This window comes from Bradyrhizobium sp. GW821-FHT12B03, from assembly GCF_058807535.1.
Map to the genome: position 1 here is coordinate 204539 of NZ_JBXAQU010000011.1, position 12766 is coordinate 217304.

The 12766-nt window shown below is 61.5% G+C and carries 16 protein-coding genes; 7 read left to right on the forward strand and 9 right to left on the reverse strand.

Annotated features, from left to right (window positions below):
- Positions 1 to 17: 17 nt before the first annotated feature.
- Positions 18 to 284 carry a Txe/YoeB family addiction module toxin gene (locus AC1RUR_RS22040; RefSeq protein ID WP_492847758.1) on the reverse strand — a complete coding sequence of 89 codons (267 nt, stop codon included), beginning with the start codon at positions 282 to 284 and terminating at the stop codon, positions 18 to 20.
- Positions 285 to 289: 5 nt separating this feature from the next.
- Positions 290 to 556 (reverse strand): type II toxin-antitoxin system Phd/YefM family antitoxin, encoded by a 267-nt coding sequence (locus tag AC1RUR_RS22045; RefSeq protein ID WP_492847760.1) that lies wholly within the window; start codon positions 554 to 556, stop codon positions 290 to 292.
- 234 nt (positions 557 to 790) lie between these two features.
- Here AC1RUR_RS22045 and rpmG point away from each other — a divergent pair, with 234 nt between their 5' ends.
- Both rpmG and AC1RUR_RS22055 read left to right on the forward strand, forming a co-directional pair.
- Entirely contained in the window at positions 791 to 958 is a 168-nt protein-coding gene (gene rpmG / locus AC1RUR_RS22050) for a 50S ribosomal protein L33 (protein ID WP_008139339.1), read from the forward strand.
- A gap of 218 nt (positions 959 to 1176) precedes the next feature.
- A complete protein-coding gene (locus AC1RUR_RS22055) occupies positions 1177 to 1650 on the forward strand; it encodes a hypothetical protein (RefSeq protein ID WP_492847762.1) in 474 nt (157 codons plus the stop codon).
- Between the two features lie 301 nt (positions 1651 to 1951).
- Here the strand turns inward: AC1RUR_RS22055 and AC1RUR_RS22060 are convergent, their stop codons facing one another.
- The 4 genes from AC1RUR_RS22060 to AC1RUR_RS22075 form a co-directional block, all read right to left on the reverse strand.
- Positions 1952 to 2131, reverse strand: coding sequence for a hypothetical protein (locus AC1RUR_RS22060; protein WP_492847764.1), 180 nt, complete (start codon positions 2129 to 2131; stop codon positions 1952 to 1954).
- A gap of 43 nt (positions 2132 to 2174) precedes the next feature.
- Complete coding sequence (locus AC1RUR_RS22065) at positions 2175 to 2429, reverse strand: hypothetical protein (protein ID WP_492847766.1); 255 nt, start codon at positions 2427 to 2429, stop codon at positions 2175 to 2177.
- Between the two features lie 135 nt (positions 2430 to 2564).
- Positions 2565 to 3590: a hypothetical protein gene (locus tag AC1RUR_RS22070; RefSeq protein ID WP_492847768.1), complete on the reverse strand. Its 1026-nt coding sequence runs from the start codon at positions 3588 to 3590 to the stop codon at positions 2565 to 2567.
- A gap of 126 nt (positions 3591 to 3716) precedes the next feature.
- On the reverse strand, positions 3717 to 4955 hold the full coding sequence (locus AC1RUR_RS22075; RefSeq protein WP_492847770.1) for an MFS transporter: 1239 nt from the start codon (positions 4953 to 4955) through the stop codon (positions 3717 to 3719).
- 129 nt (positions 4956 to 5084) lie between these two features.
- On the opposite strand from AC1RUR_RS22075, the gene AC1RUR_RS22080 reads away from it, so the two are divergent.
- Both AC1RUR_RS22080 and AC1RUR_RS22085 read left to right on the forward strand, forming a co-directional pair.
- Positions 5085 to 5681: a TetR/AcrR family transcriptional regulator gene (locus tag AC1RUR_RS22080; protein WP_492847773.1), complete on the forward strand. Its 597-nt coding sequence runs from the start codon at positions 5085 to 5087 to the stop codon at positions 5679 to 5681.
- 654 nt (positions 5682 to 6335) lie between these two features.
- Positions 6336 to 6719, forward strand: coding sequence for a hypothetical protein (locus AC1RUR_RS22085; protein WP_492847775.1), 384 nt, complete (start codon positions 6336 to 6338; stop codon positions 6717 to 6719).
- Positions 6720 to 7217: 498 nt separating this feature from the next.
- On the opposite strand, the gene AC1RUR_RS22090 is transcribed toward AC1RUR_RS22085, so the two are convergent.
- The 3 genes from AC1RUR_RS22090 to AC1RUR_RS22100 all read right to left on the reverse strand — a co-directional run bounded on the left by AC1RUR_RS22090 (position 7218) and on the right by AC1RUR_RS22100 (position 10511).
- On the reverse strand, positions 7218 to 8690 hold the full coding sequence (locus tag AC1RUR_RS22090; RefSeq protein WP_492847777.1) for an SGNH/GDSL hydrolase family protein: 1473 nt from the start codon (positions 8688 to 8690) through the stop codon (positions 7218 to 7220).
- A gap of 67 nt (positions 8691 to 8757) precedes the next feature.
- Positions 8758 to 10131, reverse strand: coding sequence for a PleD family two-component system response regulator (locus AC1RUR_RS22095; protein WP_492847779.1), 1374 nt, complete (start codon positions 10129 to 10131; stop codon positions 8758 to 8760).
- Positions 10132 to 10145: 14 nt separating this feature from the next.
- Complete coding sequence (locus tag AC1RUR_RS22100; RefSeq protein ID WP_007603272.1) at positions 10146 to 10511, reverse strand: response regulator; 366 nt, start codon at positions 10509 to 10511, stop codon at positions 10146 to 10148.
- 229 nt (positions 10512 to 10740) lie between these two features.
- Here AC1RUR_RS22100 and AC1RUR_RS22105 point away from each other — a divergent pair, with 229 nt between their 5' ends.
- From AC1RUR_RS22105 to AC1RUR_RS22115, 3 genes are read left to right on the forward strand one after another with little or no spacing between them, the layout of a single operon-like run.
- On the forward strand, positions 10741 to 11052 hold the full coding sequence (locus tag AC1RUR_RS22105; protein ID WP_492847782.1) for a DUF3572 domain-containing protein: 312 nt from the start codon (positions 10741 to 10743) through the stop codon (positions 11050 to 11052).
- Complete coding sequence (locus tag AC1RUR_RS22110) at positions 11049 to 12338, forward strand: DNA polymerase IV (RefSeq protein ID WP_492847784.1); 1290 nt, start codon at positions 11049 to 11051, stop codon at positions 12336 to 12338. The genes AC1RUR_RS22105 and AC1RUR_RS22110 overlap by 4 nt, the downstream gene beginning before the upstream one ends.
- Positions 12338 to 12739 carry an ACT domain-containing protein gene (locus AC1RUR_RS22115; RefSeq protein ID WP_492847786.1) on the forward strand — a complete coding sequence of 134 codons (402 nt, stop codon included), beginning with the start codon at positions 12338 to 12340 and terminating at the stop codon, positions 12737 to 12739. The genes AC1RUR_RS22110 and AC1RUR_RS22115 overlap by 1 nt, the downstream gene beginning before the upstream one ends.
- The last annotated feature ends 27 nt before the right edge of the window (positions 12740 to 12766 follow it).

Consider the following 12766-nt stretch of genomic DNA (forward strand, 5'->3'; position numbering starts at 1 on the left):
GAGCCAACGAAACGTTTTCAGTAGTGGTATCGACATTGGGCGATGACGAGCTGCTGTCCGTCATCCTTGCCCTGAAGGCGGTAGACCAGCCTGTGCTCGCCGGTAATCCGGCGAGACCACCAACCGCGCAGATCATGCTTAAGCGGCTCCGGTTTGCCGATCCCCCTGAACGGGTCTCTTTTGATGTCCTTGATGAGGTCGTTGATGGCCGTGAGGATTTTTTCGTCCTCTTGCTGCCATTGAAGATAGTCTTGCCAGGCGATCTCGGTCCAGACGATCAGCATGTCGCCTAGCCCGTCGGGCCGGGCTCGATCAATTCACGCGCGACGACTTTACCTTCATCGGCTTCCTTGATGGAGCGAAGAAGGCGCGCGGCGTTGGCCGGGCTCTTCAGAAGATGAACCGTCTCGATAAGGCCCTCGTACTCTTCCTCCGAGATCATCACCACGCTACGGGCGTTCTGGCGCGTGACGACGAGCGGGGCGCGATCGTCGCAGACCTGGTCCATGTAGGCCGCGAGGTTGCTCCGTAGCTCGGTATAAGAAACGTTTGCCATGGCTGTTCGTCCTGGTCTTATGTACAGATAACCGTACCTATCACTGTACAGATCCCTGTACAAGGATGACCGATCGCTCAGGCCTGCCAGGGGCTCTTTTGATGCCTGATGGGCCCGGTTTGAGGGATTTCCCGGCCCCAAAAATCTTGACATCAGGCGGTTTCTGGCTAGGTTGCCGGCCAACGCGGGCCATTTGGCCGGCTCCAGATTCCCCAATTTCCTGAGGTTCAGAACATGGCCAAAGCGGTCACCATCAAGGTCAAGCTCGTGTCCTCGGCCGACACCGGCTTCTACTACACCGCCAAGAAGAATTCGCGCACCATGACCGACAAGCTGGTCAAGAAGAAGTACGATCCGGTGGCGCGCAAGCACGTCGAATTCCGCGAAGCCAAGATCAAGTAAGATCGCGGAATAAGCTACGGACTTTGACGGGGCCCTCTGGGCCCCGTTTTTATTTGTGCGCTCTCGTGTCCCGGGCGCGCTGCAACGCGCTAGCGTTGCCGCGCAGAACCGGGATCCAGAATGCAACACAGTACAATGCCGCAACATGGGCCCCGGCTCTGCAGCGCACCGTCGAAGTGACGCTGCGCTGCGTCCGGGGCACGAGAGCTGAGCTCTGCATGGCGAGTCATCGGCAAATATTCTATCAACCCCCGGTTGCTCACTTCGAAATGCATGTTACCGTGCACTTGCCGGGTGGCATTTCCGTCCCGGATTTGGAAGGACATGGTCATGAGATTCTCATCAAGCCTTGTCGTGCCTTCAACCGTCGCTGTCTTGTCAACCGTCCTGATGTGCGGCCCGGCCGCGTCGCAACTCCCGACAGGCCCCGCCGCCACGATTCCCCCCGTCTCGGTCGACGCACCGAAGCAATCGACAAGGCCACCTGCGCCGCAGCGGCCGGCGACCACCGGGGCATCATCGCGCCGGACTGCGTCAACCGCTCAAACGTCATCGTCAACCGCGCGGACACCTTCGTATGCACCGGGTTCGGTGATGGGGAGGATTGCCAGCCTGGAGAGGGTCGCCAGCAGCTGCAACGGTGGCTGTGCGTCAAGCTTCCGGCACGGCAACGAGCCCTGGATTGGCTGTAGCGAGTCGGGCGGCAACATCAATTATGGACCTTTCTCGCCGACGTGCCGAGACACCATCACCCATACGTCCTACGAGAATTGCGTCGAGACGAAGGTGTTCCTGGGTGAGTTTCGCAACAGAGCCCACTGGTTTTGCAGCAGCCTGCAGGCCGGCAACAGGTTCAAGGTCGCAGACCTCAAGCGGTCGGGACGTCCGCGTTAGTCCCTCACGACAGCGCTACGCCGATCTTCCTCCGTCATCCCGCGCAACGGCGACGCCGTTGCGCGGGCCCCAGAAGCGGAAGTGGTCGATCGACGTGGGCTAGATGGTGAGAACCTTGGTCATGCACCAGAACGGAACATCGGCTTGCCCGTGCTCACCGGCAACCTGCTCCATTATTTCAGCTTTGTGATGCCAGCCCATGCGCTCATAGAAGCGGCGCGCGCGTTCATTGCCAACGACACAGTGCAGTTCTGCCTCGGCAATGCCTCCCTTGGCCATCTCGATTTCAAGGTTCTATTGGTCAAGACCGGTGCGAGGTAGTTCAATCATCGACAGGGCGCTGGCTATCAATGCCCTCCATAATGGCAATGAGGCAGATCATCGCGAGAATGGCGATCGCGGCAGAAACGAGCAAAGAGAGATAATATTGCGCTGTCGATCGGTCGTCAGTCTTGATACGGCGTTGCGCAATATTTGTTCCGGCCAGGTCCAAAGCGTCGGCTCCAGAAGCCGTAGAAGCAGCGATCACGGCAACGTCGGCACTGCGGTCCTCGGCCTCTTCAAAAACACCTGCCATGGCTTCCCTCTCACGTCCGCTCCATCAGGCCGCACACACCGAACACCACTGTCAGCGGTGTACGGGCGTTATTACTCAGCTCGCGGCGCGCACGGGTAAGCGCAACTTTCATGCTCTGCTGCTTTCGCCGGGGCGCTACCGTCGTTTTGTCGGCGCTCCGCCGTCGGCAGCCGCTTCATGTAAAAGCTTGTCGCCGAAATAGAGTATCCGCTCGCCCTTCGCACTATCGTCGTCATAGAGCGCGATCACCTCTTCCGGCAGATGCGTGAGATTGCTTGCCCGCAAATAGTCGCGCATGGTCGTTCCCGTGGAACACGTGTCGAGGTTCGGCGCGCCGCGACGGGCTGCGACATCATCATAATGCACGGTCCGGAAATCAATGCTGTAACGCGCGACGTTCGTGACGTTCGGCACCGTCTCGTGCAACTGGGCGCCGGAGAACACGATGATCCCGCCTGGTGGAGGCAGGAAGCGCATGGTAGTCGGCTCGAGGTCCTGCTGCGCCGTTGGCTGCTGGCGCGTGTCGCTCTTGACGTGCTGCGCCGCGGTCGCGCGATACTTCGTGTTCCATTCGTAGTAATTGTAGGTTTCGGAATTATTCTTCACGGCCTCTCCGAAATAGCGCGGATAGAAGCCGAGCGCGTTGCCGGGCTCGATCGGATAGATCGGTAGCCACCAGTTAAGCTGGCACATCGGCGCGGAATACCAGGTGTCTCGATGCGGATGAAAGGCGTATGCTATTCCGGACGACAGGAAGCTTGATGGATATGCCGAACGCAGACGAGGAACGTCGAAATACAAACTGTCCAGATCAACGCCGTGTTCAAACATGATCCGGCGAATGATGGATTTGCATTCGGGGTGATGGATGAATTCGGGCTTCACCTTGGCAAGTATCGCCGCGACATGCTCCGGCGTTTCTCGCTGATGGACCAGCCTCGGATCATATGGTGAAAATGCCTTCTCCAGCATCTGGCGGGCCAGATTGATAAGGGCACGCGTTCCCTCGGTTGGCGAAAAGACAAAGATGTCTCCAGCATAGAGTCTGGCACGACGAGCTTCATCAGTCAGAGCCGAGTCGAAAAAAGCCGCCCCCATCACAATGCCCCTTTTTTCAGTGGCGAGCCCGACATCATTGCCGGCGCGAGGGAGGCCCAGCAACGGCTCACAATGTCCGCTTCAAGGGCGCGGCCCAATTGACGCTCATCAAGTCAAGAGAGCTTTTTGTTGCAGCAACGCGGCGTCCACTGTGAAGTCTTAAGCGGCCGCTCACGGGCACCCGCTCCCCTACGCCGCCTTCAACACCGGCGCAGGCGGCTGCGACGGCCTGACAAGCGCGAACGCCACCTGCACGATGCCGCCGGCAAGACCCAGCGCCACGCCGATGCGCCAGGCCATGGTGTAGGAGCCGAGCGCGTCGTAGAGCACCCCGCCTCCATAGGCGCCGAGGAAGCTGCCGATCTGGTGGCTCATGAAGGCGAGGCCCTGGATCATCGCCTGCCAGCGCAGGCCGAACATCTCGGCGACGGCGCCCGCGACCAGCGGGCCGACGCCCATCCAGAGGAAGCCCATGATGGCGCCGAACAGCAGCGTCGAGAACGGCGTTGCCGGCAGCATGAAGTACCAGGCGAGCGCGAGCGAGCGCAGGATGTAGATGCCGCCAAGCAGCGCCAGCTTGTTCCAGCGCTGCCCGGCCCAGCCGAAGAACAGCGAGCCGAGCACGTTGAAACCGCCGATCATGCCGAGCGTCTGCGCGCTCAGCATCGGATCGAGGCCGCAGATCGCAAGGTACGACGGCAGATGCGTGGTGAGGAACACCAGCTGCATGCCGCAGACGAGATAGGCGCAGGTCATCACCACGAAGGACGCGTTGCCGAACGCGGTCTTCGCCGCGATCGCGGCACTGGCATCGCCGATGTCGTCGGCTGCCGGCTTCGGCAGCGGAATCCTGTCGACACGGCCGGCATACCAGGCGGCGGGAATCATCAGCACCGACATGATGACGAAGCCGGCGAGCCCGACGCGCCAGCCAAATCCTTCGTTGAGCAACTGCCCGATCGGCGCCGACAGCAGCGCCCCGAGCGAGCCCGCGCCGGAGACGATGCCGAGCACGGTGGAGCGCACCGTCGCCGGCACCGCGCGCGCCGCCACCGACATCGCGATCGCCGCCGCGGTGCAAGCCAGCGACGTTCCAATCAGCACACCGGCGCCGACCATGATGCTGACGAGGCCGTTCGCGGTCGCCATCAGGATGAGGCCCGCGATGTACATCAGCGATCCCACGATCATGATCGGACGGAAGCCGTAGCGTACGGTCATCGCGCCGGCGAGCGGCTGGAGGAAACCCCAGGCGAGGTTTTGCACGGCCAGCGCCAGCGTGAAATCCGAGATCGAAATGTGGATGTCATGCGTCAGGGGCTGCATGAAGATGCCGAGGCTCTGCCGCAGCCCCATGCTGAGCGTCAGCATGATCGAGGCGCCGATCAGGATCGGCAAGGTCGGGCGCAGGACCTGCAACAGGGGCATTTTCATCTCCCTCGTGGGCGCGGCGCGCGCGCCGGCGTCTGCAATATCGGTTGATTTTGGTTACACAGACCTGTGTACTTAGGCTATGAAAGGTGCAGGCTGTCAAGCGAACAGGACGCATCCCGCTGCATGGCTCCCCCGACCGCCCCACAGACGATGAAAGAGCGGATCCTTCAGACCGCCGACAAGCTGTTCTATCTGCAAGGCATTCGCGCCATCGGCGTCGACACCATCGCGGCCGAGATCGGCATCTCCAAGCGCACGCTCTACAACCACTTCCCCTCCAAGGACGCGCTGATCGCGGCCTACCTCGAGCGCCGCTTCGTCCACGCCCGCCCCTCCGACAAGCCGCCGGCCGAGCAGATCCTCGCCACCTTCGATTCGCTGGAGCGGCGCTTTGCGGCAAGAGACTTTCGCGGCTGCCCGTTCGTGAATGCGGTCGCCGAGCTTGGCCCCGCAGACCGCGCCGTCAAGAAGATTGCCATCGCCTTCAAGGAAAGCCGCCGCCTCTGGTTTCGCGAGCGGCTCAACGAGCTCGGTGTTGCCGATGCGGATGGGCTCGCGACCCAGCTCGTGCTGCTGGTCGATGGCTCCATCGCCCAGGACCTCGTCCGCGACGACCCCGCGATGGCACGCGCGGCGAAGGAAGCTGCGAGGGTGTTGTTGCGGAATGCGGGGGTGGATGTGGGGGATGATGCGAAGCCGGCGGAGAAGCGGGGCAAGTGAGTGGTGCGGTATCCCTGACCGAGCGTACGCCGAAACTGAGAATCTCATCCCAAAAACTCGCCATTTCGCCTTTTCGGGAGCGACGAGATGGACAAGCTGTTTGTCTTGGCCGCAGCGATCGTGCTTGCCGGCTTTCTGAGCGGCGGTAGGTATTCCGTTGCACCGAAGGGGGCTCGGCGGTTGGGACCAAGTTTATGCATCGCCTGACCGGCAGCTCATCGGACTGCGACTACCGCGAATGTTCTCCTACTAGGTATCTATCCGGGCGGTGACTTGAAGGGAGTGAACAGTTCGAATGAGCCCAGGTCGCTGCGTTGCACGGGACAGTTGACCGATCTCAAGTCGTCGAAGGCGAATGGCTTAAACTCAAAAGCGGTAGGTGCGACAGGAGGTCAGAATGACCATTCTCGCTACCGTGCTCGCCTTTCGCCAAGGTCGTTGCGAACCCTCGTCTGGTTCGCCATCTAAGGTGTCCCAGCAGGAAGACGATTGTGCGCTTTGTGGTGTCGCTGGGTGGCTCGAATTACTAACTCTCTGCCCGGTTCTCATATTAATCGATCGTCTGAGAGGCAGAGAACGAGAATCCGGGAGGCAACGAACAAATCCTTGACGGGAACAGCAGCGCCCCCCTGAAGGAGTGGATAAGGACTCGCTTTGGCCGCGCCGGTGTGTTGCAATTTCGGCATGGGAAGAAACAAACAAGCACGAGAGCGCGGTACCTGCCTGTTCTGCGATGGCGGCGTAACGAAGGAACATATCTTCGCACAGTGGGTGGATGACGCTCTTCCTCCGGAGCCCGAGGACGTCGTTCACCGCGCCAAGCACGTTCCGTTTAACTATGCTGGCGACTCGATCTTGAAAGCCGTCCTTCAGCGGCAAGGGGACGTAACAACCACCTTCGTCAGAAAAGCGTGCAAGGCCTGCAATTCGGGCTGGATGCGCCGTCTTGATGAGGCGGTAAGTAAAATCATCCCCTACATGCTCACATCTTTCACGCTCCAACTAGCGAGCACGCAGATCTTCACCCTCGCGCGATAGGCCTGCCTGAAGTCTGCACTCATCGACGCAAAAACACCGAAGTACACAACGATTCCCCGCGCCGATTGCATTCTGATGAAGAAATCCGAGGCTCCACCGCCACATCGGGGAGTTTGGCTGTTGCGGTGCCCAACATCAGGCCAGCGAGAGCGGGGAATCGAACATCGATGTTTGATCTATGGACCAACCAAAAAGAGGGCGCAGTCAACAACGATTCGCCTGGGCCAAGTAGTGATGTTCGTGATGTACTCTCCTGACAATGAGATGGTTTAAACATACCGAGACCACGTGCGTACTCACGGTTCATTCATTTGCATTTGGCCCAATCACTCTTCCGGTCTGATCTGACCAGCGTCTTTTCCGCCAATAAGCGGTGATTTTTTTGGTCAGATAGTCGAATCGCTCGCGGCGTTTGTCGAGCCAGGAGGCGTGGAGCGGAGGGCAAGAGCGCCCGAGACGCCCAGTTCGACCATTCCTGAATGAACTCGCCTTCAGCCGCTAAGGAACATTAAACGCAGCATAAAATACCGGAAGCCCCGCCACGATCGCTGCCGATGTCTTGCCGCCCGCAAAAAGACCGCCAGCCTGCGATTGATGCACGCCGTCGGAGCTGATGAGTGTGCCAGAGTTTCCCGTCCCGGTTACAATATGGCCGATATAGTCCGTTCCTTGAAACCAGGAACCAGCGAGGTCAGTGCAATTCTTCACGAAGAACGATGCAAGGTCATTCCACGCTTGGAACGTCGCCAGCATCTTGTTCTCTTTGTTCTGCACCGCGGCATTTGGCCCGGTGGCCTCCGCGAAAACTCCTGTCGGCACGATGATCGCGCCGGGCCAGAGCGACCGCATCAACTGCAAACCCGCTAGAACATCGGCCTGAAACGTTGCATCAGCGACGGCTTGGTCGTTGTATCCGTTGTGCGTAACGATCAGGTGGTACTTTTCCCCCGTCGCAGCAAGGTTTCGTAGTTGGTCAACGAGTTTAGCTCGCGTTGCCGGCGTGCTCCAGCCTGTGCCGCCAACACCAGCCTGCCGTAGCGTGGCCCCGAGCTGCTTTGCGGACACGGAAGCCCATCGATCATTGACATGAAACACCGTGTCGCCGCTCGACGAGCCCTCGGTGATGCTGTCACCGAGCGCCAGCATGTTGAAGGTCGGGTAGTCTTCAGGCGCAATGGTTGCGCCTGAATCCGCGAGCACGCCCTGAAACGACTGACTGGCCGTCTGCATGTCGAGCAGGATGGAAACTGACGACTGCACCGAACCAAGATCAAATTTCACGTATTGCGCGGTCCGCGTGAAGCCGGCCCGCGGCGCGAACTGCTTATTGAACGCAACTCGATATGGCGTATTCGCCGATGGATTCGAAAGATTAAATTCAACGTAACGCGTGTTGAAAATCTTGAACTCGACCGTCTTGCAGTTGTCCTCATCCCCAACATTGAAGGCCGGCGAAAGATTCGTCACCGTCGAAAGGTTCGTTGCGCCAGACGTTCCGTCCGTTTTCCTCCAACTGGACTCACCGATGTAGAGGCCCTTTGTATTGGTCTTAACGTACTTGTTCCCGAGCGAGGTGCGAAACGCGGTCGGATTATCCAGCGGGTTGGCAAGCGCGGTAAGTGTTGGCGTCGCGCTCTGGGTTATCGTTGGTGAGGCAATCTCTGCATTGTCGACGGGATTGTTACCAGCAGCCGCAGCGATTGCTGCCTTGATCAGGATCAGCGAGGCCTGTTGCTGGGCACGCAAATTCGCTCCCCCAAGGACATCGAGAACCGATTCTAGAGACTGCCGCCACTGACCAGAAGCGGTGAGGTTCGAGCCGAGACACCGCGGCGTATAGGATTTCCCGCTTTCGCGGGGAATGACCGCGGAGTTTGTGAGGCCGTCGCGACCCTGCCAATATGCTCCTGTTTTGCCCGACGGGTCAAGCAAAACTTCCAATAATCCGAATATTGCGGATGCGGCCGGCAAACCATTGATCCGGCTAGCACCGGCTACTGTGCATGGGGTTGTTTTCGCACTTCTTGTACGAGCAGCCTCACGCCGCGTGCGACACCACGCGGTTGCGGCCGTCGTGCTTGGCGCGATAGAGCGCCGTGTCGGCGCGCTTGAGGACGTCGGCGACCGCCTCGCCCTTCTGCTCCAGCGTGGTCAGGCCGATCGAGATCGTGACCTCGATGCGCTTGGTGCCCTTGTGAACCGCGAAGGGCTCGCCCGCGATCGAGCGGCGCAGGCGCTCGGCGACCATACCGGCGACGTGCAGGTCGGTCTCCGGCATCACGATGACGAACTCCTCGCCGCCGTAGCGGCAGGCCAGGTCAATGCCGCGGATCGACTTGCGCACCCGCACCGCGAATTCGCGCAGCACGTCGTCGCCGGCATCGTGCCCGTAATTGTCGTTGATCGACTTGAAGTAGTCGATGTCCAGGATCATCAGCGCCAGGGGCTTGCCGCGGGTCGCGGCCTGCTCGGCGAGGGTCGCCAGATGACTCTCCATGTAGCGGCGATTGTGCAGGCCGGTGAGCGCGTCCGTGATCGCCATCTCGATCGAGTTCTGCACGTTGTCGCGCAAGTGATCGGTGTAGCGGCGGCGGCGGATCTGGGTGCGGGCGCGGGCCAGCAGCTCGGTCTTGTCGATGGGCCGCAGCAGATAGTCGTTGACGCCGATCTCGAGGCCGCGGAGCAGCCGCGTCGAGTTCTCGGGGTCGGCGATCGCCAGGATCGGCACATGGCGCGTGCGCTCCAGCGAGCGCGCCTGGCTGCACAGACGGAGGCCGTCGAAATTGTTGAGGTCGAGCGAGACGATCAAGAGGTCGTAATTGCCCTCGGCGGCGTGGAACAGCGCTTCCGTCGGATTCGGCTCGACGTCGATGGTGTGCTCGGCGGCGAGGATCGTCGCCAGTCGCTCATAGGAGGACTCGCGGTCGTCGACCAGCAGGATGCGGCCGCCCTTGCCGGTGTCGGAGATCGCAGTGCGCTCCGGCGCCTGCATGCCGATCTCGAGCGAGGTGATGGCGCGCATGCGCAGCTCGTCGGTCATCATCTTCAGCCGCGTCAGCGAGCGCACGCGCGCGATCAGCACGACGTCGGAGACGGGTTTGGTGAGGAAATCGTCGGCGCCGGCTTCCAGCCCGCGGTTGCGGTCGGCCGGGCTGTCGAGCGCGGTGACCATCACGACGGGGATGTGGTGCGTCGCCGGATCGGTCTTCAGGCGGCGGCAGACCTCGAAGCCGTCCATGTCGGGCATCATCACGTCGAGCAGGATGATGTCGCATTCGGCGCGGCTGGAGATCGCCAGCGCCTCCGCGCCGTTCGACGCCGTCATCACGTCGAAATATTCGGCGGAGAGGCGGGCCTCCAACAGCTTGACGTTGGCAGGGACGTCATCGACAACGAGGATACGCGCGGACACTTTGAACTCACTTCCTATCCGATGAAACGCCGGACCGTCTCAATGAACTTGCCGACCGAGATCGGCTTGGACAAATAGGCCTCGCAGCCGCCCTCGCGGATGCGCTCTTCGTCGCCCTTCATCGCGAAGGCCGTAACCGCGACGACCGGGATGGAGCGCAGCTCCGGATCGTCCTTGATCCAGCGCGTCACCTCGAGCCCGGAGACCTGCGGCAATTGGATATCCATCAGCACGAGGTCAGGCCGCATTTTCCGAACGAGATCCAGCGCCTCGTAGCCGTTGCTGGTGCCCGTGGTCTGATAGCCGTGCGCTTCCAACAGGTCGCGGAAGAGCTTCATGTTGAGCTCGTTGTCTTCCACGATCAGGACGGTCTTAGCCATCCCGCCCTCCTGATTGGCACGAAGCCGGATACATGTGACGCCTCAGGCGCCGCTCCCCGGCGCTTCGAAAACTGGATTCAAACTAGCCTCAGATTCGCTCTAGTTTCGTTAAACCCGAGGGGCCACTTTTTGCGATGTGGTTTCCAGTTGCTTGTCTGGGGCCGTGAGACTCGGGCATGATGATTTTCAAAGTAGACACTGAAAGTTAATGGAAAGGCAAACCGGCTCCTTGAAAAAGCCTGTTCACAACCCCCGCGAAGTCGCTGAAATCGTTGCGATTCAGGCATTGTCCTTCGTCGCAGGCGATCCCGAGCGGCTGGGCCTGTTCCTGGCCGAGACAGGTGTCGGTCCGGAGACCCTCCGGAACGCCGCCGCGGACCCGAATTTTCTCCTCAGCGTGCTCGATTTCGTGATGCGCGATGACGCCACCGTGACGGCCTTTGCCGCGGCCTCGGAGCTGCACCCGACCAACGTTGCCGCAGCGCGGCAGGTGCTGGGCGATGCGCTCGGCGACCCCTCCTGGGAGCGCGACGTGCCGTGACCGCCCCGGAGCCGGCCGGGCCCCGCTGCTTCTGCCGGGATTGTCTGGCCGATCTGGACATGAGCGTACGCCGCTGCTCGGCCTGCGGTTCCCCCCGCCTCGTCCGCCACCGCGCGCTCGCGGCCCTGACCATCGCCCATATCGACTGCGACGCCTTCTACGCCACGGTCGAGAAGCGCGACAATCCTGATATCGCCGACAGGCCCGTCATCATCGGCGGGGGCAAGCGCGGCGTGGTGTCGGCCGCCTGCTACATCGCGCGCACCTACGGCGTGCGCTCGGCGATGCCGATGTATAGGGCGCTGGAGGCCTGCCCGCATGCGACCGTGATCCCGCCAGACATGGCGAAGTATGTCCGGGTCGGCCGCGAGGTACGCCAGGCCATGCAGGCGCTGACGCCGCTGGTCGAGCCGCTCTCGATCGACGAGGCCTTTCTCGATCTTTCCGGCACCGAGCGGGTTCACGGCATGATCCCGGCCAAGGTGCTGGCGCGGTTCGCCCACAACGTCGAGCGCGACATCGGCATCAGCGTCTCGGTCGGCCTGTCCTGCAACAAGTTCCTCGCCAAGATCGCCTCCGACCTCGACAAGCCGCGCGGCTTTGCCACGCTCGACCAGGAGGAAGCGCGCGTGATGCTGGCCGAGAAGCCGGTCGGCTTCATCTTCGGCGTCGGACCTGCAACGCAGGAACGTCTGGTGCAGCACGGCTTCCGCGTCATCGCCGACCTCCAGAAGGCCGACGAGATCGAGATGATGCGACAGTTTCCGAGCGACGGCCGCCGGCTGTGGCGCCTCGCCCGCGGCATCGACGACCGCCGCGTCGAGCCCGATCGCGGCGCCAAGACGATTTCGAGCGAGACCACGTTCGAGACCGACATCCGCGATTTCGCGACGCTGGAGAAGATCCTGTGGCGCCTCTGCGAGAAGACGTCGTCGCGGCTCAAGAGCAGCGAGCTTGCCGGCTCCACCGTCACACTGAAGCTGAAGACCGCCGACTTCCGCCAGCGCACGCGCTCGCAATCGATCGCTGCGCCGACGCAGCTCGCCGCAAAGATCTTTTCGATCTGCCGCGAGATGCTGGCCAAGGAGATCGACGGCACCGCCTTCCGCCTGATGGGCGCCGGCGTCAGCGCATTGCGCGAAGGCTCGCCCTCCGACGACACCGACATGCTCGACCGCCGTGCCGCCCACGCCGAACGCGCCGTGGACAGCCTGCGCAAGAAGTTCGGCAATGCCGCGGTGATCCGCGGCATTGCGTATGACGGGCCGGAGAAGGCGGAGGAGTGATGACCGCCGAACGCGATCTCGGCGCGCTGCTGAAAAACATGAAGCCGGAGCTGCAGCCCGGCGTCTTCGTGTTCTGCACGATCCCCCCAAGCGAGCGCGTTTCCGCAGCACTCAACCCGCTGCTGACGTTTCACGAGCAGGAAGGCACCACGCTGGTGATTTCACGCGAAGAGGCCGACGCGGCAGGACTACGCTACGCGTTCGCCTCGCGCCTGATCGCGTTGACGGTTCACTCGGCGCTCCACGCGGTCGGCTTTCTGGCAACGATCACGACGCGCCTCGCCGAAGCCGGCATCAGCGTGAATGCCGTGTCGGCCTTTCATCACGATCATCTCTTCGTGCCCGCCGACAGGGCGGACGAAGCGATGGTGCTGCTGCAAGAGCTGTCTGAAGCCAAATAGGATGGGTAGAGCGAAGCGAAACCCATC

Excerpts from the sequence above, each read along its gene's own strand:
- AC1RUR_RS22115 (WP_492847786.1), top strand. The coding sequence starts at position 12,338 with ATGACCGCCGAACGCGATCTCGGCGCGCTGCTGAAAAACATGAAGCCG.
- AC1RUR_RS22045 (WP_492847760.1), bottom strand. The coding sequence starts at position 556 with ATGGCAAACGTTTCTTATACCGAGCTACGGAGCAACCTCGCGGCCTAC.
- AC1RUR_RS22100 (WP_007603272.1), bottom strand. The coding sequence starts at position 10,511 with ATGGCTAAGACCGTCCTGATCGTGGAAGACAACGAGCTCAACATGAAG.
- AC1RUR_RS22040 (WP_492847758.1), bottom strand. The coding sequence starts at position 284 with ATGCTGATCGTCTGGACCGAGATCGCCTGGCAAGACTATCTTCAATGG.
- AC1RUR_RS22055 (WP_492847762.1), top strand. The coding sequence starts at position 1,177 with ATGGCGAGTCATCGGCAAATATTCTATCAACCCCCGGTTGCTCACTTC.
- rpmG (WP_008139339.1), top strand. The coding sequence starts at position 791 with ATGGCCAAAGCGGTCACCATCAAGGTCAAGCTCGTGTCCTCGGCCGAC.
- AC1RUR_RS22060 (WP_492847764.1), bottom strand. The coding sequence starts at position 2,131 with ATGGCCAAGGGAGGCATTGCCGAGGCAGAACTGCACTGTGTCGTTGGC.
- AC1RUR_RS22065 (WP_492847766.1), bottom strand. The coding sequence starts at position 2,429 with ATGGCAGGTGTTTTTGAAGAGGCCGAGGACCGCAGTGCCGACGTTGCC.
- AC1RUR_RS22080 (WP_492847773.1), top strand. The coding sequence starts at position 5,085 with ATGGCTCCCCCGACCGCCCCACAGACGATGAAAGAGCGGATCCTTCAG.
- AC1RUR_RS22075 (WP_492847770.1), bottom strand. The coding sequence starts at position 4,955 with ATGCCCCTGTTGCAGGTCCTGCGCCCGACCTTGCCGATCCTGATCGGC.